We start from the raw sequence: 22,993 nt of genomic DNA, 5'->3' as shown, positions 1-22,993 counted from the left end.
GACCGTTCACGTCCATCAAACTGTCATGAGGCCCACCATGTAGCATCGCTACATGATCGATCCGGTCGCCCTGCGCTCGCTCGTGGCTGTCGAGGCCCACGGCTCCGTCGGGGCCGCCGCGTCCGCCCTCGACTACACCCCGAGCGCGGTGTCCCAGCAGATCAAGCGCCTCGAGACCCAGACCGGGGTGCAGCTGCTCGAGCGGCAGGGTCGCGGCGTGCTGCTCACCGAGGCGGGCCGGACCCTCTCGGACGCGGCCCGGGCCCTGCTGGCCGACATGGAGCGGCTCGAGTCGCGCCTCCACGGGGCGAGCGGTCAGACGGTCGGCACGGTGCGCCTCGCGACCTTCGCCACGGCCTACCGCGGGATCGTCGTGGGCGCCATCGGCCGCCTTCGCGCGACCGCACCCGACGTCGTCCTCCGGCCCGACGAGATCGACCCCTGGGACGCGGTGGATGCGGTGGCCGCCGGCACGCACGACCTCGCCCTCGTGCACAACTGGGAGCCACTGCCGCTCGCCATCCCGGACCACCTCGAGGTGCGAGACCTCGGACGGGACCGCGCCGACGTCCTCGTTCACGAGGACCATCCGCTCGCCGCCCGTGCCAGCCTCGGGGTCGGTGACGTGCTCGACGAGGCCTGGGCCAGCGTCGCGCCCGGCTCCATCTGCCACCAGTGGCTGCAGAAGATGTATGCCGACGTCGGTCGCGCTCCCCGGATCGCCCATGTCGCCCTCGAGTTCGCCACCCACATCGCCCTCGTCGCCGAGGGGGAGGCCATCGCCCTCGTGCCACGCCTCGGCCGAGGCCCGCTCCCGGGTCGGGTCGTCGCCGTCCCCATCGTCGACCCGGTGTCCGAACGGACGGTCAGCCTCGTCTGGCGGCGCACCATGACCGACCGGCCCGCGCTCGCCGCGGCGGTCGACGCGCTCGCCACCGAGGCCGGCCGGGACCTCCGACCGGTCTGAGCCGCGTGGCGGGGACATCACCCGCCGCGTTCGGAGCTGACCGCTCAGGTCCCGGCCTGCAGGCGCAGCCCGGCGAGGATGAGGTCGAGTCCGGCGCGGAACTGCGCGGCGTCGTCGTGACCCGCGAACTCGTCGACGACGACGTGCACGAACGGGAACGTGGCGGGGTCGAGCTCACGCCACTGCGCGGCATACCTGGCGAGGTACTCGTCGCGTCGGACCGCTCCGGAGAGCACCTCTTCCGGGGGCTGCTGGCCCATGTCGGCCGCCGTGCCGACGACGAAGCCGACGACCGCGGAGACCGCGTGGAAGCTCTGCCGCGGTGTGAGGTCGAGGCGGAGCACCTGTTCGCCGAGACGCTCGTAGATCGCCAGGGCGTTCGGCTGCACCTCCGTGTTGCGCATGAAGTACGCGCCCAGCCAGGGCCGCTCGACGATGGCGTCGAAGATCCTGAGGGCCATGGTCCGGAGGTCGTCGACGGGATCGCCGGTCCCCACGTCCTGGACCGCAGCCAGCACGTCCGCGAGGACGTGGTCGGCGGCGCGGTCGAGCAGCTCGTCCTTGCTCGAGACGTACCAGTAGATGCTCGCGGCGCCCCCACCGAGCCGGCCCGCCAGGGCCCGGAACGTCAGAGCCTGCTCGCCGCTCGTGTCGAGCAGGGCGACCGCCTCCGAGAGCACGGCGTCGAGGGAGTGCGAGGCCCGGCGGCGCCCCCTCGAGGAGCTGGCGTCGCGCTGGCGCTGTGGGCTCATGGCCCCATCCCACCACACCCGGTGCCGTCGTTCTTGCATTACATCGAACACTGTTCTATATTATCGAACTGTGTTCGAGAGTCGAACGCCGTTCGATACTTCAGGAGGTGCCATGACCACGACGATTCCCGGCCCGTCTCGGACCTATGCCTCGCTCCGCGCGGCCTGGGTGCCCATGCTCGCCCTCTGCCTCGCCTTCTTCGTCGAGATGGTGGACAACACCCTCCTGACCATCGCGTTGCCCACCATCGGCCGCGACCTCGGTGGCGCCACGACGGCACTGCAGTGGGTCACCGGTGCCTACTCGCTGACGTTCGGCGGCCTGCTGCTGACCGCGGGCTCGGCCGCCGACCGGCTCGGCCGACGCCGGGTGCTCCTCTGGGGTCTCGCCGGCTTCGGCGTCATCAGCCTCGGAGTGGCCGCCGTGTCCACGACCGGCGAGCTCATCGCGCTCCGAGCGGCCCTCGGTATCGCGGCGGCGGCGATGGCCCCGATCACCAACTCGCTCGTCTTCCGGCTCTTCGACGACCAGGCTCTGCGCATGCGGGCCATGACCGTGATGATCATCGTCGGGATGTCCGGCTTCGTCCTCGGGCCCCTCCTCGGCGGCACGGCGCTCGCCCACGTCCGGTGGGAGTGGCTGCTCCTCGTCAACGCGCCCATCGCCCTGGTCGCGTGGGTCGGAGTCCGGCTCGGGGTGCCCGCCGACCGCCGCGAGGACCTCACCGACGACCGGCTCGACCTGCCCGGCGCCCTGCTGAGCATCGCGGCCATCGGCCTCGGCTGCTACGCCCTGACGAGCGGCGTCGAGCACGGCTGGGTGTCGGCCACCACGGTCGCGGCGGTCCTCGGTGCCGGCCTCGCCCTCTTCGCGTTCGTCCGGCACGAGCGCCGTTCCGCCTCGCCGATGCTCGACCTCTCGCTCTTCTCGCGGGGCACGGTGCGCGGCGCCGCCGTGGCACAGGCCGGGACCTCGATCGCGATGGCCGGGGTCATGTTCGGCCTCATCCTGCACTTCCAGTACGCCTACGGCTGGAGCCCGGTGCGCGCCGGCCTCGCCAACCTGCCGCTCATCATGACGATGATCCTCGCCACTCCGCTCTCGGAATGGCTCGCCCGGCGCTTCGGCCACCGCATCGCGTGCCTTGTCGGTGCGGCCCTTGTCGCGGGCTCGCTCCTGGGCCTCGCGTGGGGCGTCGACCGGGGCTACCCCGCCATCGCTGCCTCCATGGTCGTCATGACGGTCGGCCTGCGCACGGTCATGACGATCTGCGCGGTGGCGCTCGTCGAGGCGATGCCCGCCAACCGGACGTCGATCGGCACCGCTCTCAACGACACGGCCCAGGAGGTCGGCACGAGCGTCGGCACCGCGGTCGTCGGCACCCTCGTGGCCGTCCTCGTGACGACGGTCCTGCCGGCAGGCACCTGGAGCCCCGAGCTCGTCTCGTCCTTCTTCCACGGTGAACGGGTGACGTATGCCGTCCTGGCCGTCCTCGTGGGAGTCGTGACCACCTGGGGGGCGCTCAGCCTCACCGACTCCCGCAACGTCGACGAGCACGCAGAACCGGAAGCAGAACCGGACGCGGGGCCGGACCCGGAGCCCGCAGCCGCGGGAGACCGGGCTCGGACGACGGCGTAGGGGCCCTCCGGCGGCACCGGAGCGGAACCCTCCCGCGTGGGCCGTCTACGCCGTCGGGGCGGCCGGACGCGGGTCCCGCGCGGCCCGGTCGCGGGTCTCGGCGAAGGCCTGCTGCCGGCGCGACGGCTGGTCGAGACGCAGCCGACCGCGCAGCCGGCCCACGGGTCGCTCGACGAGCACCCACGAGAGCCACGACACGAGGACCGCGGCCGCGATGAGCACGAGGTTGCGTGGGGTCGTGTGCTCGCCGAGCAGCCTGCTGTTGATGAACGTCTGGTGCCACAGGTACAGCGCGTAGCTGATCGTCCCGAAGAAGACCATGACGCGGGAGCCCACGACGCGCGAGTGACCCGACACGGCGGCATACACGAGCCACACGCCGAGCACGGCGTAGACGGCACCGAGCGGCCGGAAGAGCGGGTGGTCGACCTCGAGCCCGTGCCCGGGGAAGGCCGACACGGCGACCAGGACGACGAAGGGCACGAGGGGGCTCGTCGACGGCAGCTCCCAGCCACGCGCGCGCACCGCGGCGATCGCGAACGCCAGTGCCACCCCGAGCAGGAGGGCGAACGCGTTCGTCTCGGTCGAGATGTCGAGGCGGATCGCGCTGCCCCTCGTCCACACGGAGTAGAAGGTCGCGAGCGCCGCCAGGCTGAGCACGACCGCGAGGGCGCGGCTGCGCAGCCACGTCATGAGGGCGATGAAGACGGCCGGCCACACGACGTAGAACTGCTCCTCGACCGAGAGCGACCACAGGTGGTTGAGCACCCCCAGGTCGGTGCCCCCGATGCGCACCCAGTTGCCGACGTAGAAGAGCGAGGCGAGGGCCGCGGTCGGGTAGGTCGAGAGCCGGTCGTCGCCCGTCGCCCAGAGCAGCAGGGGAGCGAGCACGATCAGGAGCGCGAGCGCGGGCAGCAGGCGCAGGGCCCGTCGTCCCCAGAAGCGCCACAGGCTGACCGACCCCCAGCGGTCCCACTCGCGGACGAGCAGGCTCGTGATGAGGTAGCCGGACAGCACGAAGAAGAGCGTCACGCCCGACAGGCCGCCCCAGCGCACCGGCAGCCCGGAGTGGGCCGCCACGACGAGGAGGATGGCGAGACCTCGGACGCCGTCGAGGTCTCGGTTGCGGGAGTGCTGCACGGCGAAGAGCCTAGGCGCAGGCGGTCTAGGATTGGTCCTCGGTGCCCACGGCCGACCAGCCGCGGGCGCCCCAGCGCACTCCCTGCTCAGCCCCGGCGGCCGTCGTGCCGCCCGAACCACGTCCCGGAAGGACCCTCCGTGCTCCGCACTCACGAGGCCGGCACTCTCCGTGCCGACCACGCAGGCCAGACCGTCACCCTCACCGGCTGGGTGGCGCGGCGTCGAGACCACGGCGGGGTCGCCTTTCTCGACCTGCGTGACGCCTCGGGCGTCGCCCAGGTCGTCGCGCGTGACGAGGTGCTCGCCCAGGGCGGCGCCCACGACGTGCGCAACGAGTTCTGCGTCAAGGTCACCGGCGAGGTGCGCGAGCGCCCCGAGGGCAACGCCAACCCCGACCTGCCCACCGGCGACATCGAGGTCATCGTCAGCGAGCTCCAGGTGCTCAACCCGGCTGCGCCGCTGCCGTTCCAGATCGACGAGCGCGTCACGGTCGGCGAGGAGGCCCGCCTCAAGCACCGCTACCTCGACCTGCGCCGCCCCGGCGCCAGCTCGGCCGGCGCCGCGATCCGCCTGCGCTCGAAGGTCAACGCCGCAGCGCGCGCCGTCCTCGGTGCCCGCGACTTCGTCGAGATCGAGACCCCGACCCTGACCCGGTCGACGCCCGAGGGTGCCCGTGACTTCCTCGTGCCCGCGCGCCTCGCGCCCGGCTCGTGGTACGCACTGCCGCAGAGCCCGCAGCTGTTCAAACAGCTGCTCATGGTCGCCGGTATGGAGCGCTACTACCAGATCGCGCGCTGCTACCGCGACGAGGACTTCCGCGCCGATCGCCAGCCGGAGTTCACCCAGCTCGACATCGAGATGAGCTTCGTCGAGCAGGACGACATCATCGAGCTCGGCGAGTCGATCGTGCAGGCGCTCTGGCGCCTGATCGGCGTCGAGCTCGACGCCCCGTTCCAGCGGATGACCTACACCGACGCGATGGCCCGCTACGGCTCCGACAAGCCCGACCTGCGCTTCGGCAACGAGCTCGTCGAGTGCACCGGATACTTCGCCGACACGACCTTCCGTGTCTTCCAGGCGGACTACGTCGGCGCGGTCGTCATGCCAGGCGGTGCCGGCCAGCCGCGCAAGCAGCTCGACGCCTGGCAGGAGTGGGCCAAGCAGCGCGGCGCCCGCGGTCTCGCGTACGTCCTCGTCCAGGAGGACGGCGAGCTCGGTGGCCCGGTCGCCAAGAACCTCACCGACGCCGAGCGTGGCGGCCTGGCCGCGCACGTCGGCGCGAAGCCGGGTGACTGCATCTTCTTCGCCGCCGGCGCGGCCAAGCCCTCGCGGGCCCTGCTCGGTGCCGCCCGACTCGAGATCGGACGTCGCTGCGAGCTCATCGACGAGGACGCGTGGAGCTTCCTCTGGGTCGTCGACGCCCCGCTCTTCGAGCCGGCCGCCGACGCCGTCGCCTCAGGCGACGTCGCCGTCGGTGCCGGTGCGTGGACGGCCGTCCACCACGCCTTCACCTCGCCCAAGCCCGAGTTCCTCGAGACCTTCGACATCGACCCGGGGCCGGCGCTCGCCTACGCCTACGACATCGTCTGCAACGGCAACGAGATCGGCGGCGGCTCGATCCGTATCCATCGCCGCGACGTGCAGGAGCGCGTCTTCGCGGTCATGGGCCTGTCGGAGGAGGACGCCCAGGAGAAGTTCGGCTTCCTCCTCGAGGCCTTCGCCTTCGGTGCCCCGCCGCACGGCGGCATCGCCTTCGGCTGGGACCGCATCGTCTCGCTGCTCGCGCACACCGACTCGATCCGCGACGTCATCGCCTTCCCGAAGTCCGGCGGTGGCTACGACCCGCTGACCGCGGCCCCGGCGCCGATCACGTCCGCGCAGCGCAAGGAGGCCGGCGTCGACGCGAAGCCCGCGGCCTCCGCCCCCGCAGCCCAGGGCGCCCCCGAGGTCGGCCCCAAGCAGAGCTGACCTCCAGCACCCGCTCCATGGAGGGGTTGTCGTCACCGCGGTGACGACAACCCCTTCTTGACGTATGCCGTCACCTGCCACGCGCTTTGCCCATCCTTGACCCGAGCGGTCCTACGGTCGGAACCATGCGCACACCACGTCGCCGTCCCGTCACAGCGGTGCTCCTGGGCACGGTCCTCGCCCTGACCGGCGCGAGCGCGGCCTCTGGCCTGCCCTCGACCGGTCCCGCCGCCGTCCCTTCGACCGCGCCCGCCGCTGCCCCGCCACCGGAGTTCGGCACCGACTGGGACGACCCGCGCACCCCGGAGCCACCCGTCGCCGTGCCACCCACCCGTCACTGCACCGTGCGGATCGTCGACGACGCGTTCGACGACTTCGACGTCCACACGCGGGCCTACACCCCGCCCGTCGGGTGCGCAGGTCCGTGGTCCACGGTCGTGATGCGGCTCGAGGGTTCGGTGGCCGGGCGGCAGTTCGACCGCATCGGCTACGTCGACGTCGGTGGCGTGCGCATGCTGACGCTCTCGACGCCCGAACCGAGCGTCGACGGGATCCGTTGGCACGTCGAGAAGGACGTCACCGACCTCGCGCCGCTGCTCGCGGACCCGCAGCAGGTGCAGGCCTTCATCGGCAACGTCGTCGACTCCACGTACACCGGAGTCATCCACGTCACGGTCGACCTCGACTTCTACACCACGGGACGCGGCACCCCGGCGGCCCGGACGTCCGACGCCGTCCTTCCGCTCTCCGACACCTCCCGCGACGGCACCGACCTCGTCGGCTCGCTGACCGTGCCCCGCAACTCGACCCGGTTGCTCGCGGACGTCTTCGCGACCGGTTCCGGCGGTGGCTGCGAGGAGTTCTGGGACACGAGCGCCCCCGCGAGCACGGGCTACTCGTGTCCGGACGGCCTGCCCTACCGCGAGGTCGACGTGCGCATCGACGGGCAGCTCGCCGGGATCGCGGCGCCGTACCCCGTCGTCTACACCGGAGGCTGGAGCAACCCGTTCCTCTGGTACACCATCCCGTCACCGAAGGCCTTCGACATCCCGCCGCTCGGCTACGACCTGACGCCGTTCCTGGGCCGCCTCAACGACGGCAGACCGCACGACGTGCGCCTCTCGGTCGTGGGTTTGCCGTCCGGTCAGGGCGGCTGGACGATCTCGCCACGTTTCCGGATCTGGCGCGACGCGGGCCGCAGCGTCGTCGCAGGGACGACCGGGACGGCATACGCAGGCGACCCCGTCGTGGAGAGCGCCGTGTCGGGGGCGGGGGACCAGGCGGGCCACGTCGATCTCGACGCGCGACGTCAGCTCCGCGTCACGGGAACGCTGTCCACCTCGCGCGGGCCGGTGACGACCACGGTCACGCGCCGGCTCGAGAACACGTCGCGGCACGTGTGGACCGACGACGAGGCCGACGACACGCTCACGGCGTCGTGGACCGACACCCAGGTGGTGGCGACCGGGCTCGCGAACGGGACCCCGACCGTCGAACGCACCGGACACCGCTGGGACAAGGACGGTGTCCTCGGCTTCCATCCGCGCGGCGACATCGCCGGCGCGTACGACGTCACGGGCGACATCGCCATCACGTGGTCGCGCGACGACTCGCTGACGCGCGGCGCGGCGCGCCTGTCGAGCCGGTCGGAGACCTCGTCCTACGACGGGCAGGCGAGCTGGATCTACGGGGTGCCGCGGGACCAGCGGCACGCGACCGCCGACACCAGTGCCCGGGCCACGCTCAGCGAGAAGGTCCTCGGCCGGCCCGCGACGTCCTGGGACCACCGGCTCCGCGCTGTCAACGGCACGTTCGTCACGGATGCCGTCGGCTGAGGCGCGGAGGGCGAGAATGAGCGGGTGACCACGACGGAGCGACGCGCGCCCGATGACGTGCTGGTCCACCTGCGCCGCGCCCGCGACCACGCCGACCGGCACTACGCCGAGCCGCTCGACCTCGACGCGCTCGCCGCCGAGGCGCGCCTGTCGAAGTACCACTTCCTCCGGCTCTTCCGCACGACGTACGGCGTGACACCAACCGAGTACGTCTCGCGTCGGCGCATCGAGCGGGCCCAGGACCTGCTCCGGGCCACCAACCTCACGGTCACCGAGGTGTGCCACGCGGTCGGCTTCTCGAGCCTGGGCTCCTTCAGCAGCCGGTTCCGGGCCGTCGTGGGGGAGAGCCCGAGCGAGTTCCAGGCGAGGTATGCCGCCACGGGTGCGCCGCACATCCCGGGCTGCCTCATGTTCATGTGGGGTCTCGTCGAAGGCTCCGCAACCCAGGAGAAGCGCGGGCCGTCCGGGCCGTCCTAGCGTGGACCCATGATCACCAACATCTCCATCGTCAGCGTCTTCGTGAAGGACATCGACGAGTCCAAGCGCTTCTACGTCGACGTCCTCGGGTTCGAGGAGAAGGACGACATCACCCTCGGCGACGGCTACCGCTGGTGCACCGTCGTGCACCCGAGCCAGCCGGAGCTGCAGGTCAGCCTCGCGATCCCCGGACCCCCCTTCTCCGACGAGCTCGTCACGGCGATGAAGCGGGCCCTCGACGCCGGCGGCCTCAACGGGCTCGGCCTCTCGGTCGACGACTGCGAGAAGACCTACGCCGACCTGACGGCGAAGGGCGTCGAGTTCCTCCAGCCTCCGTCGGCCCGGCCCTACGGCACCGAGGCCGTGTGCCGCGACAACTCGGGCAACTGGATCGTCCTCGTACAGGAGGCCGACCGGAAGGTCGTGGCCGCCGACTTCGCCTGAGGCCGAGGCCGCCCGGTCAGTGGTCGATGACGACCGGGCGGCTCGACCAGGCGCAGAGCCGGTCGTAGCCGAGGGACGCGTAGAGCCCACGCGCGACCGCGTTGTGCGAGTACATCCCGAGGGTGCAGACACCCGTCTCGGCGACGGCCAGTCGGGTGATCGCGCCGACGATGGTGCGGCCGAGGCCCTGACCGCGCAGCCGCGCGTCGACGGCCACGGACGACAGGTGCGGCGCCCCGCCACGCGTCGTGCCCCAGGCGGCGACCGCGCGGAGCGTACCGTCGCCGTCCTCGACCGCGAACCAACGGTCGCCCCCGCCGGGCTCGGTGTCGGCCGTGGGGGAGTGCGCCTCGAGGAAAGCGCGCACCTCGTCGCCCCGCGCGACGTCGTCGAGGACGACCACCTGTTCGTGCGACGGATGCTCCTCCGGGGCGGTGGTCGTGTGGAACCACTCCCAGTCACCTCCGTCCATGACGCGGTAGCGCTCGCGCAGCCGTGGCTCGAGGTGCTGCGGCACGGTGACCGAGAAGGCGCGACGTCCGGGGGAGACCGTCTGCGCGATCTCCGGCAGGTGGTCGAGCAGCGCCGTGACCCCGTCGTCGCCACCGAGGACGTTCACGGTGCGGCGCACGGCCTTGCGGGTGCGCTGGAAGGCGACGGCGTCGGCCGAGCTCCACCAGGTCGTGGCCAGGTCGTCGGTGACCTCCCACCTGACGAAGGGGTGGCGACCGGTCGCGTCAAGCAGGTCGTCGAGACCGTGCGCGCTGACGACGGCGGTCACTCCGTGATCCCGAACCGGTCGTGGAGGCGGCGCAGTGGCCCGGGGGCCCACCAGTTCCATCGGCCGAGCACCGTCATCGTCGCGGGGACGAGCAGCATGCGCACCAGCGTCGCGTCGATGGCGACGGCCGCGACGAGCGCCACGCCCATCTCCTTGATGATGAGGATGTCGCCGGCGACGAAGCCGCCGAAGACGATGACGATGAGCAGCGCCGCCGACGTGATGATGCGGCCCGTTCGCTGGAGGCCGAGCGAGACGGCGCGGTCGTTGCCGGCGCCGTGCCGGTGGAACTCGACGATCCGGGAGAGCAGGAACACCTCGTAGTCCATCGACAGGCCGAACCCGAAGGCGAGCACGAGGAACGGCACCATCGACTCGATCGCGCCGACCGAGGTGAACCCGAGGAGGCCCTCGAGGTGGCCCTCCTGGAAGATCCACACGACGACGCCGAGCGCGGCGCCGAGCGAGATGACGTTGAGCAGCAGTGCCTTGACCGGCAGGACGACCGACCCTGTCATGAGGAAGAGCAGGACGAACGTGCCGAGCACGACGAGAGCCACGGCGTACGGAGCGCGGGCGGACATCGAGTCGAGGAAGTCGATCTGTCCCGCGGCCTGCCCCGTCGTCAACGTCTCGAAGGGTGCGCTCGTCCCGCGGATCGTCGTCACGAGGTCCTGGGCCTCGTCGGACGTCGGACGCCCGGCGACGCGGATGTCGACGCGCTGGTCGGTGCTCCCGAGCGGACGGACGACGACGGCCTCCACACCCGGACTGCTGCGGAACTGCTGGGCCCACGCCGTGACGGCGGCGGTGTCGGCCGTCCGGGCGACGACGGTCACCTCCGGGGCGGAGAGTGCGGGGTAGTCCCGGTCGAGCTGCTCGAAGAAGACCCGCTGGGGCGCGTCCTTCGGGAGCAGCTCGGTGCCCGACGAGGTGAGCTTCATCGACAAGGTGGGCAGCGCCAGCGTCACCAGGACGACGACGACCCCGAGGATGACGATCACGGGTCGGCGCTGCACCCCGACGGCCAGCCGGGAGAAGAAGCCGACGTCGGACGTCGGCTCGACGGCCTTGCGGGACAGGCGTTTTGCGCCCACGACGCAGAGTGCGGGCACGAGCGTGATGGCGACGACCATCGCGACGAGGACGACGCTGACCCCGGCCACCCCGATGGCGCGCATGATCGACGCCTCGAAGACGAGCAGGCCGGCGAGGGCGATCGCCACGGTCAGGCCGGAGAAGAGGACGGTGCGGCCCGCCGTCGCCACGGTCCGCTCGGCCGCGTGCGCGACCTCCTCGCGCGTCGGCACCTCGTGCTCGCGGTGGGCGAGCTCCTCGCGGAAGCGGCTCACCGTCAGGAGGCCGTAGTCGATGGAGAGGCCGAGGCCGAGCAGGGTGACGATGTTGACGACCGTGGCGTCGAGCTCGACCACGTGGGAGAAGACGAAGAGCGAGAGCAGGGCCCCGCCGATCGAGACGACGGCACCGACGACCGGCATGCCAGCGGCGACGAAGCCGCCGAAGACGAAGAACATGACGATGAAGGTGAGCGGCAGGGCGATGCCCTCGCCCCGGAGCAGGTCGCGCTCGACGGTCGTTGTGATGGCCTCGATCACCTTGCTCGTGCTTCCCACGGACCCTTGGGCGTCCATGCTCGTCGCGACGGCCAGCAGCCGCGTCTCGGCCTGCGTCTCGGCCGCGTCCTGGGCTGCCTTGTCGAGGCCGGGCTCGAAGTCGACGACGGTGACGAAACCGCCCGCGGCCGGGGTCCCGCCCTTGAGCAACGGCGCCACGGAGGGGTCGGTGACGCCGCCCGGTGCGAGCAGCGGAGACCGCACGGTCTTGACACCCGGGACCTGTGCGACCTCACGGGTCGCGGACGCGCCGGCCTGCACCGTCGCCACGTCGGTGAGGTCGGCCCCGGTCACCTGCATCGTCAGGGTCTCGAGCGCCGGCTGGCTCTCGGCGATGACGTCCTGGGCCCGGGAGGACTCGGACTCGACGGTCGGGGCACCGGAGTGCAGCCGCTCGAAGAGCGACTCCCCGGTCACGCCACCGACCGCGACGGCGAAGCACGCGATCGCGATGACGGCCCAGGCCGCCACCCAGGTGCGCGGGTGCCGCGCGATGAGTCCGCCGAGACGGGCCAGCCGGGTGCGCGGCGGGCCCGCGGGTGAGGGGTTCTGCACGCGGATAGCCTTCCACAGTGATGTCGAACAGCACGGAGGACCTCTTCGGTGCGGCCTCCGCCGCCGAGCGCGGCGAGCAGCCCGCATCGGCCGGCGTCGCCCCGCTCGCCGTCCGGATGCGCCCGCGCACCCTCGACGAGGTCCGGGGCCAGGCGAAGGTGCTGCGTCCGGGCAGCCCGCTGCGCCGGCTCATCGAGGGCTCCGGCGGGGCCGCGGGTCCGTTGTCGGCGATCCTCTGGGGGCCGCCGGGCACGGGCAAGACGACGCTCGCCCACCTCGTCGCGACAGCCGCCGAACGCCGCTTCGTCGAGCTCTCGGCCGTCACGGCCGGTGTCAAGGACGTCCGCTCGGTCATGGAGTCGGCCGTCCGGGAGCGTGACCTCTACGCCCGCCAGACCGTGCTCTTCCTCGACGAGATCCACCGCTTCACCAAGGCCCAGCAGGACGCGCTGCTCCCGGGCGTCGAGAACCGCACCGTCATCCTCGTCGCGGCGACGACCGAGAACCCGTCGTTCAGCATCATCGCGCCCCTGCTGTCGCGGTCGGTGCTCGTCACGCTCGAGTCGCTGTCCGACGAGGAGATCGCCGAGCTCCTCGCAGCCGCGCTCACCGACGAGCGCGGGTTCGACGGCGCGCACACCCTCGCCGCCGACGCCACCGACCACCTCGTGCGGATCGCCGGCGGCGACGCGCGTCGGGCGCTGACCTCCCTCGAGGCCGCCGCCGGCGTCGCGCTCGACGCCCAGCCTGCGGGCCGGACGTCCGACGACCCCGTCGGGATCACCCTGGCCGACGTCGAGCAGGCCGTCGCCCAGGCGGCCGTCCGCTACGACCGCGCCGGCGACCAGCACTACGACGTCGCGAGCGCGCTCATCAAGTCGATGCGGGGGAGTGACGTCGACGCCGCCCTGCACTACCTCGCGCGGATGCTCGAGGCGGGGGAGGACCCCCGCTTCATCGCCCGCCGCATCGTCATCTCCGCCAGCGAGGACGTCGGCATGGGCGACCCCACCGCCCTGCAGACCGCCGTGGCGGCGATGCACGCGGTGGCCCAGATCGGCATGCCCGAGGCGCGGATCATCCTCGCCCAGGCGGTCGTGCACAACGCCATGGCACCCAAGTCCAACGCGGCATACCTCGGGATCAACGAGGCGATCGCGGACGTGCGCGCGGGCCGTGGCGGCGCCGTCCCCCCGCACCTGCGGGGGAGCGGCTACGCGGGCGCCGAGCGGCTCGGTCACGGCAAGGGGTACGTCTACGCGCACGACGAGCCCGACGGGGTCGCCGCGCAGCAGTACCTCCCCGACGACCTGCACGACGCCGTCAGCTACTACCGGCCCACGGACCGCGGGTTCGAGGAGCGCCTCCGGACGCGCTGGGAATGGCTCTCGGGACGTCTGGGGCGCACGCGCGGGGAGTGACCGGAGGGGCCGCTCACGCCTGCGTCGTCGGGCAATGTTTCGGGTCCGCAGGGCGTGGACGAACAATGTGTGGCCGGACGTGGTGCTCGGTAACGATTTGTCATCCATGCACGTCTCGATGCTTGGACAGCGCGAAACTGTGTGGCAGGCTCACGACGTCCCGGCGGGGGTGGCATCCGGATCATCTGGTGTGCCTCCGAGGGCGGTCCGGGTGACGAAACCCCGGCCGGATGTGATCCCACAAGGATGGAGACAACGCGTTGAACGCAATGCCGGAGCCCTCAGCGGCCATGCTGACCGAGGAATCCGAGGAGACGGCTTCGACGACGGCCCCCGAGACCCAGGACGTCCGCACGGGCCGTTCTCCCGGTCAGGTGGCCTGGGCCCGGCTCAAGCGGGACAAGGTCGCGGTCGTCTGCGCCGTCATCATCCTGCTGTTCCTCCTCATCGCGATCTTCGCCCCGTTCCTCGTCTCCCTCGAGGCCGTCGACCCCATCACCGGGGCCAAGGCCGACCCGAGCACGGTGCACACGGAGCTCGTCGACTTCAACGGCCTGCCGACCGTCGGGGCCAGCTCGGCCCACTGGCTCGGCGTCGAGCCGCGACTCGGTCGTGACCTCTTCGCCCGCTGGGCCTACGGCGCGCGCCCCTCGCTCATCATCGGCTTCGTCGCGGCGTTCGCCTCGACGATCATCGGCGTGACCCTCGGGCTCGTCGGCGGCTACCTCGGTGGCGCCTCCGACAAGGTCATCTCCTGGATCATCGACTTCTTCCTGTCGCTGCCGATCCTGCTGCTCGTGCTCGCCATCATCCCGATCATGCAGAAGCGCATCGCGGCCGGCAGCGACCTGACTCCCGAGGAGACCTCGGCGATCCGCTTCTGGGTCCTCATCGTCATCCTCGTGGTCTTCGGGTGGATGGGGCTGGCTCGCCTCGTGCGCGGCGAGGTCAAGAGCCTGCGCGAGCGCGAGTTCGTCCAGGCCGCACGCGCCATCGGCGTGCCGACCCGCTCGATCCTCTTCCGCGAGATCCTGCCCAACCTCGTCGGTCCGATCATCGTCTCCGCCTCGATCGCCGTCCCGGCCTACATCACCTACGAAGCGACGCTGAGCTACCTCGGCGCCGGTCTCGTCGAGCCCACCGCGTCGTGGGGCCGCACCATCGCCGACGCGCAGAACCTCTTCGCCACGTACCCCCTGTGGCTCTGGCCCTCGGTCATCGGCCTGTCGCTGCTCGTGCTCGCCCTGAGCCTGCTCGGCGACTCGATCCGCGACGCCTTCGACCCCACCAGCCGCCGCTGACCCCACCGGGTCACGGTCACCAGATGTTCTCGGCAAAACGCCGGGACAAGCACAAAGGGAGCAAACAACAATGCGCTGGACCAAAGTCCTGACCGTGGGAGCCGCGGCTTCCCTCGGCTTCGTCGCGGCCTGCGGCGCGCCTGCCGCCAACAACGGCGGTGCCGGCAACGGCACCAACGGTGGAAACGCGCCGGTCGACCAGGCGGGTGCCGCCCTCGACCCCAACGCCAAGGGCCCCGCCCCGGAGATCCCCGGTGCCAAGAAGGGCGGCATCCTCACGGTGCCCTACTCCACGGTGCCCGCCAACATGGACCCGAGCGACCAGTTCTACCAGGACACGGCCGTCATCTTCTCGCTCACGCACCGCGCCCTGACGACCTACGTCAGCCGCGACGGCAAGCAGGTGCTGGTGCCGGACCTCGCCACCGACCTCGGCAAGGCGTCCGAGGACGGCCTGACGTGGACCTTCACGCTCAAGGACGGCATCAAGTACGAAGACGGCACCCCCGTCAAGGCTGCCGACATCGTCTTCGCCGCGAAGCGCTCGTTCGACCCCGACCTCGCGGCCAACGGCCCGACGTACCAGCGCGAGTTCTTCAAGGGTGGCGCCGACTACCAGGGCCCCTACAAGGGTGACAAGAGCTGGAAGGGCGTCGAGGCCCCCGACGACAAGACCGTCGTCTTCCACCTCGAGAAGCGCTTCGAGACGCTGCCCTACTTCGTCTCCTTCAACCAGTTCACGCCGATCCCCGAGGCGAAGGACAAGAAGGCCGACTACCAGCTGCACCCGCTCGCCACCGGCCCGTACATGTTCGACAAGTACACCCCGGGCACCGAGCTGGTCCTCAAGCGCAACCCCAACTGGGACCCGGCCACGGACCCGGCGCGCAACGACTACCCCGACGGCTTCCACTTCAAGTGGGGCGTCGACACCATCAAGACGCAGACGGCCATCCTTGCCTCCAACGGTGACGACGCCACGAGCCTCAACTGGGACGCCATCGACTCCTCGCTCATCCCGCAGATCGAGGGCGACAAGAAGGCCCAGTTCGAGGAGGGCCCGTCCTCCTGCGTGCTCATGGTCAACATGGACGCCCGCAAGATCCCGCTCGAGATCCGCAAGGCGATCGCCGTGGCGTGGCCTTTCGACTCGATCCACAAGGCCGGAGGCGAGACGACGCACTCGTTCTCGCCGGCCAGCACGATCATCCCGCCGCAGATCCCCGGTCACCTCGACTACGAGGCCGAGGCTGCCCCGGGCGTCAAGATGAACGGTCAGGGCGACGGCAACCCGACGATGGCCAAGGACATGCTCGCCAAGGCCGGCTACGGCCCCGACAAGCCGTTCGAGCTCATCTACTACTACACGAACGACGACGACATCGCGCAGAAGGTCAACCAGGTCCGCAAGCAGAAGCTCGAGGCCGCCGGCTTCAAGGTTCAGGACATCGGTGTCCCCGGAGCCGAGCGTCGCAAGATCGTCGGCGACCCCAAGGGCAAGTACAACATGCTCCAGTCGCCGCGTGGATGGTGCTTCGACTGGCCGTCCGCCGACTCGATCATCCCGCCCACCATCGGCACGATCGCCCTCTCGCAGGGTGGTACGACGTTCGGTAACTTCTCCGACGCCAAGATCGACGCCGAGATCAAGCGCATCCAGAACCTCTCCATCACGGAGCAGGGCCCGGAGTGGGGCAAGATGGACAAGTGGCTGACGGAGAACTACCTCCTGGCCATCCCGGACAACAACGACAAGGGCAACTCGGTCTTCGGCACGAAGGTCAAGAACGTCCACAACAACCCGAACAAGGGCATGCCGGACCTCACTGACGTGTGGCTCGACCAGTAAGTCGTCAGTGACAGCGCCCCGCAAGGGGAGCAAGATCTGAACTGAAGCCGTGGTGGGGGTCCGGGTTTCCCGGGCCCCCACCACCGGCGCCCACCTCGTTTGGAAGGCAAAACGTGCTCACGTACATCCTCAGGCGGTCGGCTCTCGCCCTGAGCGTCATCATGGCCACCCTGGTCTCGGCGTTCCTGCTGTTCTTCGCGGGCCCGTCCGACCCGGCCCAGGCCATGTGCCCCGAGACCAAGTGCAACCCCGCACGGCTCGAGGCCATCACCAAGAGCATCGGGCTGGACAAGCCCCTCATCGAGCAGTTCCTCACCTACTTCAAGGGTCTCTTCGTCGGTCGCGACTTCGTCTACGCGGGCGACACCGTGCACTGCGGCGCCCCGTGCCTGGGCTTCTCGTTCGTGACGCGTCGTTCCGTCAACGAGGAGCTCTTCACCCGCTTCCCGAACACCGTCGTGCTGGCTCTGATGGCCGCAGTCGTGTTCGTGACGGTCGGCGTGACCTTCGGCATCCTCGCGGCAGTGCGCCGCGGTTCCGCGTCCGACCGCGGGCTCGTCGGCGGCTCGCAGGTGCTCGGCTCGATCCCGTACTACGTCCTCGCGCTGCTCGTTGCGCTCTACCCGGTCATCCTGTGGAACATCCTTCCGCAGTACTCCTCGATATCCGCGGGAGTCGGGCCCTACTTCATGGGCATGCTCGCACCCGCGTTGATCCTCGGACTCGTCACCTCCGCGTCGTATGTGCGCTACACCCGCAACTCGATGATCGAGACGCTGTCGATGGACTACATCCGCACCGCCCGGTCGAAGGGCATCAACGAGCGCACCGTGCTGTTCAAGCACGGCTTCCGGGCCGCGATGAGCCCGATCGCCACGATCCTGGGCCTCGACATCGCGGCCCTGCTGACCGGCACTCTCATCACGGAGCAGATCTTCGGCGTCGACGGCATCGGCCGCCGCGGCCTGGCCGCGCTCCGGTCCTTCGACCTGCCGGTCATCATGGGGACGGTGCTCATCGGAGCCGTCGTCGTCGTGGTCATGAACCTCCTCGTCGACATCGCGTACTCCTTCATCGACCCGCGAGTGAGGCTCTCGTGACCACGACCGTCAACACCATCTCGACCCAGACCGCAGAGGCCCGCAACGCCGGCGACGTCGTCCTCGACGTCAACGACCTCTCGGTGGCCTTCCCGACGGAGGAGGGCGTGGTCAAGGCCGTCTCCAACCTCACGTACCAGGCTCGCCTCGGGCGGACGCTCGCCATCGTCGGCGAGTCCGGCTCGGGCAAGTCGGTGAGCAGCATGGCGGTGCTCGGACTGCACAACCCCAAGCGCACCCAGATCACGGGCAGCATCAAGCTCGACGGCATCGAGCTCGTCGGCGCGCCGAGCTCGACCTTCCAGAAGATCCGCAGCACGAAGGCGGCCATGGTCTTCCAGGACCCGCAGAGCTCGCTGCACCCGTTCCACAAGGTGGGCAAGCAGATCGCCGAGGCCTACCAGGCGCACAACAAGGTGAGCAAGCAGGTCGCCCTCAAGCGTGCGGTCGAGATGCTCGACCTCGTGGGCATCCCCAACCCGCAGCGTCGCGCCAACTCCTACCCGCACGAGTTCTCGGGCGGCATGCGCCAGCGCGCCATGATCGCCCTCGGCCTGGTCAACAACCCCAAGCTGCTCATCGCCGACGAGCCGACGACCGCGCTCGACGTCACCGTGCAGGCCCAGATCCTCGACCTCGTCAACGACCTCCAGAAGGAGTTCGGCTCGGCGGTCATCCTCATCACCCACGACCTCGCGGTCGTGGCCGAGACGGCCGACGACATCCTCGTGATGTACGCCGGCCGTGGCGTCGAGAAGGGCAGCGCCAAGGAGGTGCTGGCCCAGCCGTCGCACCCGTACACCTACGGCCTGCTCCAGTCGCTGCCCTCGCACTCGGAGGACCTCGAGGAGCTCAAGGCGATCAAGGGCACGCCGCCCAGCCTGCTCAACCTGCCGTCGGGCTGCTCCTTCCACCCGCGCTGCGAGTTCAAGACGCAGGTCGAGGGGGATGCCTGCTGGACCGTGCTGCCGGAGTGGCGGCCGACGCCGGGCCTGTCCAACCGTGAGATCCGCTGCCACCTGGCCGACCCCGTGGCCACGCTGCAGAACGACGAGGGAGTCCGATGAGCGACAAGACGCTGCTCAGGGTCACCGACCTCCAGCGCTACTTCCCGTTCCGCGAGGTCCAGGGACTGCGCATGGTCAAGGCGACGGTCAAGGCCGTCGACGGCATCAGCTTCACGGTCAACGAGGGCCAGACCCTCGGACTCGTGGGCGAGTCCGGCTGCGGCAAGTCGACGACGTCGCGGCTCGTGACGCGGCTCGACGAGCCCACCGGCGGCACCGTCGAGTTCGAGGGGCGTGACATCACGCACCTCAAGGAGCACGAGCTGCGCGACATCCGCCGCAACGTGCAGATGATCTTCCAGGACCCGTACTCCTCGCTGAACCCGAGGCAGACGGTCGGGGCGATTCTCAGCACGCCGCTGCGCGTGCACGGCCTGCACAAGGGCAAGGAGAAGGCCCGCGTGCAGGAGCTGCTCCAGCTCGTCGGCCTCAACCCGGAGCACATCAACCGCTACCCCTCGGAGTTCTCCGGAGGCCAGCGCCAGCGCATCGGCATCGCCCGCGCCCTCGCGGTCGAGCCGAAGCTGATCATCGCCGACGAGCCGGTCTCGGCTCTCGACGTGTCGATCCAGGCGCAGGTGATGAACCTGCTCGCCAAGCTGCGCAACGAGCTCGACCTCGCGTTCATCTTCGTCGCCCACGACCTCGGCGTCGTGCGCCACTTCTGCGACCAGGTCGCGGTGATGTACCTCGGCAAGATCGTCGAGTACGGCGACAAGAAGAAGATCTACGAGGCCCCCGAGCACCCGTACACCCAGGCCCTGCTCTCGGCGGCGCCCGACATCAACGTCGCCCGCGGCATCGCCCCCAAGGAGCGCATCCGCCTGGTCGGCGACGTGCCGAGCCCGATCGACCCGCCGAGCGGCTGCCGTTTCCGCACGCGCTGCTGGAAGGCGCAGGACATCTGCGCCCAGCAGGAGCCTCCGCTCGTCTCGGCCACGGCCGACCTGGCGACGCGCACCTTCCGCGAGGGCGGCGTGCACCTGCAGGCCTGCCACTTCCCGGAGGTCAAGACCGACCTCGTCGCCGAGGTCGAGCACTCGGCCTGAGTGCCGGGGGCGAGGACGCACGACGTATGCCGCTGGGCCGGTTCCCGCACGGGGGAGCCGGCCCAGCGGCATACCCGGTCAACGGTGGTGGGACGAGTCTCACGCGGTCCGTTAGGGTTGAACCACCTCGGCGTGAGCGTGCGCCGACGACCGAAGGACGATGAACGTGGCCCACCAGGGACCCAGGCACACCCGGTGCGGTGGCCTGCAGCCGGCGAGGCGAGCCCCCCGGGGGTCAGCCGCGCGCCAGTGAGGCGCCGGGCTGACCCCGCCCCGCCTGCCCGTCACCACCTGCGACGGGCCTCCCGCAGACCACACGTGTCGACCCCAAGGACTCATCATGGAAACCGCTGAGATCAGGCGTCGCTGGCTCTCGTACTTCGGCAGCCGCGGCCACACCGTCGTGCCGAGCGCCCCGCTCGTGCACGAGGACCCGAACCTGCTGTTCGTCAACGCCGGCATGGTCCCGTTCAAGCCGTACTTCCTCGGTCAGGAGACCCCGCAGTTCTCGCGCGCGACGAGCGTGCAGAAGTGCGTGCGCACCCTCGACATCGAGGAGGTCGGCAAGACGACCCGCCACGGCACGTTCTTCCAGATGAACGGCAACTTCAGCTTCGGCGACTACTTCAAGGAAGGCGCCATCGAGCTCGCGTGGGAGCTCATCACGCGCAGCCAGGCCGAGGGTGGCCTGGGCTTCGAGGAGAAGGACCTCTACGCGTCCGTCTACCACGAGGACGCCGAGGCGACCTCGCTCTGGAAGAAGATCGCGGGCCTGTCCGACGACCGCATCGTGCGCCTCGGGCGCAAGGACAACTACTGGAACATGGGCGTGGCCGGTCCCGGCGGTCCCTGCTCGGAGATCCTGCTCGACCGAGGCCGCGAGTTCGGCGCCGACGGCGACTGGGAGGCGGGCGACCGCTACCTCGAGTTCTGGAACCTCGTCTTCATGCAGTACGAGCTCGAGAACGTCCGGTCGAAGGAGGACTTCGACATCGCGGGCGAGCTGCCCAAGCGCAACATCGACACCGGCATGGGCCTCGAGCGCGTCGCCTTCCTGCTCCAGGGCGTCGACAACATCTACGAGACCGACGAGGTCTTCCCTGTCATCGCGGCGGCGGAGGACCTGACAGGTCGCCGCTACGGCTCCGACCACGAGGACGACGTGCGCTTCCGCGTCGTCGCCGACCACGTGCGCAGCTCGCTCATGCTCATCGGAGACGGCGTCACCCCGGGCAACGAGGGCCGCGGCTACGTGCTGCGCCGCCTCCTGCGGCGCGCGGTGCGCTCGATGCGTCTGCTCGGCGTCGACGCACCGACGCTCGAGCAGCTGCTCCCGGTCAGCATGGAGCGGATGAAGACCTCCTACCCGGAGCTCGAGACCGACTTCCACCGGATCAGCCAGGTCGCGTACGCCGAGGAGGACGCCTTCCGACGCACGCTGAGCTCGGGCACGACGATCCTCGACACGGCGGTGGCGCGGGCCAAGTCCTCGGGTGCCACGACCCTCGGCGGCGCCGAGGCGTTCGCGCTGCACGACACGTACGGCTTCCCGATCGACCTGACGCTCGAGATGGCCGCCGAGCAGGGTCTGCAGGTCGACGAGCCCGGCTTCCGCCGGCTCATGGGCGAGCAGCGGGACCGCGCGAAGGCCGACGCCAGGGCCAAGAAGTCGGCGCACGGAGACACGAGCGTCTACCGGCAGCTGTCCGACACCCTCGGCCGCGACGTCGAGTTCACCGGCTACGACCAGACCCAGACCGACACGCGTATCCGGGGCCTGATCCGCGACGGCGTCGTCGTCGACCGCATCGGTCCCGGTGACGAGGTCGAGATCGTGCTCGACCGCACGCCGCTCTACGCGGAGTCCGGTGGCCAGCAGGCCGACCACGGCCACATCCGCCTCACGAGCGGGGCCCTCATCGAGGTCACCGACGTCCAGCGCCCCATCACCGGTCTCGTCGTGCACCGCGCGACGGTGCTCGAGGGCGAGGCGCGCGTCGGCGAGGACGCCGAGGCCGAGGTCGACGTCGTGCGCCGCCGGTCGATCTCCCGCGCGCACACCGCGACCCACATGGTCCACCAGGCGCTGCGCGACGAGCTCGGCGACACGGCCACGCAGGCGGGCTCCGAGAACTCCCCGGGTCGGCTGCGCTTCGACTTCAAGTCGCTCCAGGCCGTCCCCGCCGCGGCCATGGGCGAGATCGAGTCGCGGATCAACGCCGTGCTGCTCGACGACCTGCCCGTCACGGCGGACGTCATGGCCATCGACGCCGCGAAGAAGCTCGGCGCCATGGCGCTCTTCGGCGAGAAGTACGGCGAGCGGGTCCGCGTCGTGTCGATCGGCGAGTGGTCGCGTGAGCTGTGCGTCGGCACGCACACGCCGCGCGTCGGCCAGATCGGGGTCGTCAAGCTGCTCGGCGAGAGCTCGATCGGGTCGGGCGTGAGGCGCGTCGAGGCGCTCGTGGGTGCCGACGCGTACTCCCACCTCGCCCGAGAGGCGACGATCGTCAGCCAGCTGACCGACACGCTCGGGGTGCGGCGCGACGAGCTGCCTGACCGCATCGCGACCATCCTCGGCCGGCTGCGCGACGCCGAGAAGGAGATCGCGGCGGTGCGTCAGAGCCAGGTGCTCGGGGCGGCGTCCGGGCTCGTCCAGTCGGCGCGCGACATCTCCGGCGTCACGTTCGTCAGCCACGACGCGGGCGACGGCGTCACCGGCGACGACCTGCGCAAGCTCGTCACCGACGTGCGCGGCCGCCTCGGCAACGACCGTCCCGTGCTCGTGTCGATGGCCTCCGTGGCCGCCGGCCGCCCGGTCGTCATCGTCGCGACGAACGAACGCGCCCGCGAGATCGGACTCAAGGCCGGCGCCTTCGTCAAGGTCGCCGCGCAGGCGCTCGGCGGCGGTGGCGGCGGCAAGGACGACCTCGCCCAGGGCGGCGGCACCGACGCGTCGCGCGTCTCGGTGGCCCTCGGCTCCGTCGAGGACCAGCTCCGCAACCGAGGCGACTGAC

17 protein-coding genes are annotated in these 22,993 nt (G+C 70.6%); 13 read left to right on the top strand and 4 right to left on the bottom strand.

All coding sequences use genetic code 11. The annotated features are described in order from the left end of the window. Positions 1–52: 52 nt before the first annotated feature. Positions 53–967 carry a LysR family transcriptional regulator gene (locus ASG96_RS14760; protein WP_057588319.1) on the top strand — a complete coding sequence of 305 codons (915 nt, stop codon included), beginning with the start codon at positions 53–55 and terminating at the stop codon, positions 965–967. Positions 968–1,011: 44 nt separating this feature from the next. On the opposite strand, the gene ASG96_RS14755 is transcribed toward ASG96_RS14760, so the two are convergent. Further along, a complete protein-coding gene (locus ASG96_RS14755) occupies positions 1,012–1,719 on the bottom strand; it encodes a TetR/AcrR family transcriptional regulator (protein WP_082591784.1) in 708 nt (235 codons plus the stop codon). A 112-nt stretch (positions 1,720–1,831) separates the two neighbouring features. Here ASG96_RS14755 and ASG96_RS14750 point away from each other — a divergent pair, with 112 nt between their 5' ends. Further along, entirely contained in the window at positions 1,832–3,358 is a 1,527-nt protein-coding gene (locus tag ASG96_RS14750; protein WP_057588318.1) for an MFS transporter, read from the top strand. A 45-nt stretch (positions 3,359–3,403) separates the two neighbouring features. Here the strand turns inward: ASG96_RS14750 and ASG96_RS14745 are convergent, their stop codons facing one another. After that, positions 3,404–4,498, bottom strand: a complete 1,095-nt coding sequence (locus ASG96_RS14745; protein ID WP_056757549.1) for an acyltransferase — start codon at positions 4,496–4,498, stop codon at positions 3,404–3,406. A gap of 138 nt (positions 4,499–4,636) precedes the next feature. Between ASG96_RS14745 and aspS the strand changes: the two genes are divergently transcribed. The 4 genes from aspS to ASG96_RS14725 all read left to right on the top strand — a co-directional run bounded on the left by aspS (position 4,637) and on the right by ASG96_RS14725 (position 9,222). Further along, positions 4,637–6,466: an aspartate--tRNA ligase gene (aspS, locus tag ASG96_RS14740; RefSeq protein WP_057588317.1), complete on the top strand. Its 1,830-nt coding sequence runs from the start codon at positions 4,637–4,639 to the stop codon at positions 6,464–6,466. A 125-nt stretch (positions 6,467–6,591) separates the two neighbouring features. After that, complete coding sequence (locus tag ASG96_RS14735) at positions 6,592–8,301, top strand: peptide-N4-asparagine amidase (protein ID WP_082591783.1); 1,710 nt, start codon at positions 6,592–6,594, stop codon at positions 8,299–8,301. A 24-nt stretch (positions 8,302–8,325) separates the two neighbouring features. Continuing rightward, entirely contained in the window at positions 8,326–8,778 is a 453-nt protein-coding gene (locus ASG96_RS14730; RefSeq protein ID WP_056757542.1) for a helix-turn-helix domain-containing protein, read from the top strand. A 9-nt stretch (positions 8,779–8,787) separates the two neighbouring features. Then, positions 8,788–9,222: a VOC family protein gene (locus ASG96_RS14725; RefSeq protein WP_056757539.1), complete on the top strand. Its 435-nt coding sequence runs from the start codon at positions 8,788–8,790 to the stop codon at positions 9,220–9,222. 16 nt (positions 9,223–9,238) lie between these two features. On the opposite strand, the gene ASG96_RS14720 is transcribed toward ASG96_RS14725, so the two are convergent. Both ASG96_RS14720 and ASG96_RS14715 read right to left on the bottom strand, forming a co-directional pair. Further along, complete coding sequence (locus ASG96_RS14720; protein ID WP_057588315.1) at positions 9,239–10,003, bottom strand: GNAT family N-acetyltransferase; 765 nt, start codon at positions 10,001–10,003, stop codon at positions 9,239–9,241. Continuing rightward, positions 10,000–12,192, bottom strand: coding sequence for an MMPL family transporter (locus tag ASG96_RS14715; RefSeq protein ID WP_057588314.1), 2,193 nt, complete (start codon positions 12,190–12,192; stop codon positions 10,000–10,002). Before ASG96_RS14715 ends, ASG96_RS14720 begins: the two co-directional genes overlap by 4 nt. Positions 12,193–12,212: 20 nt before the next feature. Here ASG96_RS14715 and ASG96_RS14710 point away from each other — a divergent pair, with 20 nt between their 5' ends. From ASG96_RS14710 to alaS, 7 genes are all read left to right on the top strand, one after another. After that, positions 12,213–13,613 carry a replication-associated recombination protein A gene (locus tag ASG96_RS14710; protein WP_057588313.1) on the top strand — a complete coding sequence of 467 codons (1,401 nt, stop codon included), beginning with the start codon at positions 12,213–12,215 and terminating at the stop codon, positions 13,611–13,613. 290 nt (positions 13,614–13,903) lie between these two features. Then, positions 13,904–14,914 carry an ABC transporter permease gene (locus ASG96_RS14705; RefSeq protein WP_235509161.1) on the top strand — a complete coding sequence of 337 codons (1,011 nt, stop codon included), beginning with the start codon at positions 13,904–13,906 and terminating at the stop codon, positions 14,912–14,914. A 70-nt stretch (positions 14,915–14,984) separates the two neighbouring features. Next, positions 14,985–16,763 carry an ABC transporter substrate-binding protein gene (locus tag ASG96_RS14700; RefSeq protein WP_056757524.1) on the top strand — a complete coding sequence of 593 codons (1,779 nt, stop codon included), beginning with the start codon at positions 14,985–14,987 and terminating at the stop codon, positions 16,761–16,763. A 113-nt stretch (positions 16,764–16,876) separates the two neighbouring features. Next, complete coding sequence (locus ASG96_RS14695; protein WP_056757522.1) at positions 16,877–17,863, top strand: ABC transporter permease; 987 nt, start codon at positions 16,877–16,879, stop codon at positions 17,861–17,863. Beyond that, positions 17,860–18,930, top strand: coding sequence for an ABC transporter ATP-binding protein (locus tag ASG96_RS14690; RefSeq protein WP_056757518.1), 1,071 nt, complete (start codon positions 17,860–17,862; stop codon positions 18,928–18,930). Before ASG96_RS14695 ends, ASG96_RS14690 begins: the two co-directional genes overlap by 4 nt. After that, complete coding sequence (locus tag ASG96_RS14685) at positions 18,927–19,979, top strand: ABC transporter ATP-binding protein (RefSeq protein WP_056757515.1); 1,053 nt, start codon at positions 18,927–18,929, stop codon at positions 19,977–19,979. Before ASG96_RS14690 ends, ASG96_RS14685 begins: the two co-directional genes overlap by 4 nt. A 340-nt stretch (positions 19,980–20,319) precedes the next feature. After that, positions 20,320–22,992 carry an alanine--tRNA ligase gene (gene alaS, locus ASG96_RS14680; protein WP_057588312.1) on the top strand — a complete coding sequence of 891 codons (2,673 nt, stop codon included), beginning with the start codon at positions 20,320–20,322 and terminating at the stop codon, positions 22,990–22,992. Position 22,993 lies beyond the last annotated feature (1 nt).

Origin of the sequence: Terrabacter sp. Soil810 (assembly GCF_001429645.1) — a bacterium.
Taxonomy (GTDB): Bacteria; Actinomycetota; Actinomycetes; order Actinomycetales; family Dermatophilaceae; genus Terrabacter.
The sequence above is the reverse complement of the archived record's forward strand: the minus strand, read 5'-3'. Positions and strand labels throughout refer to the sequence as shown.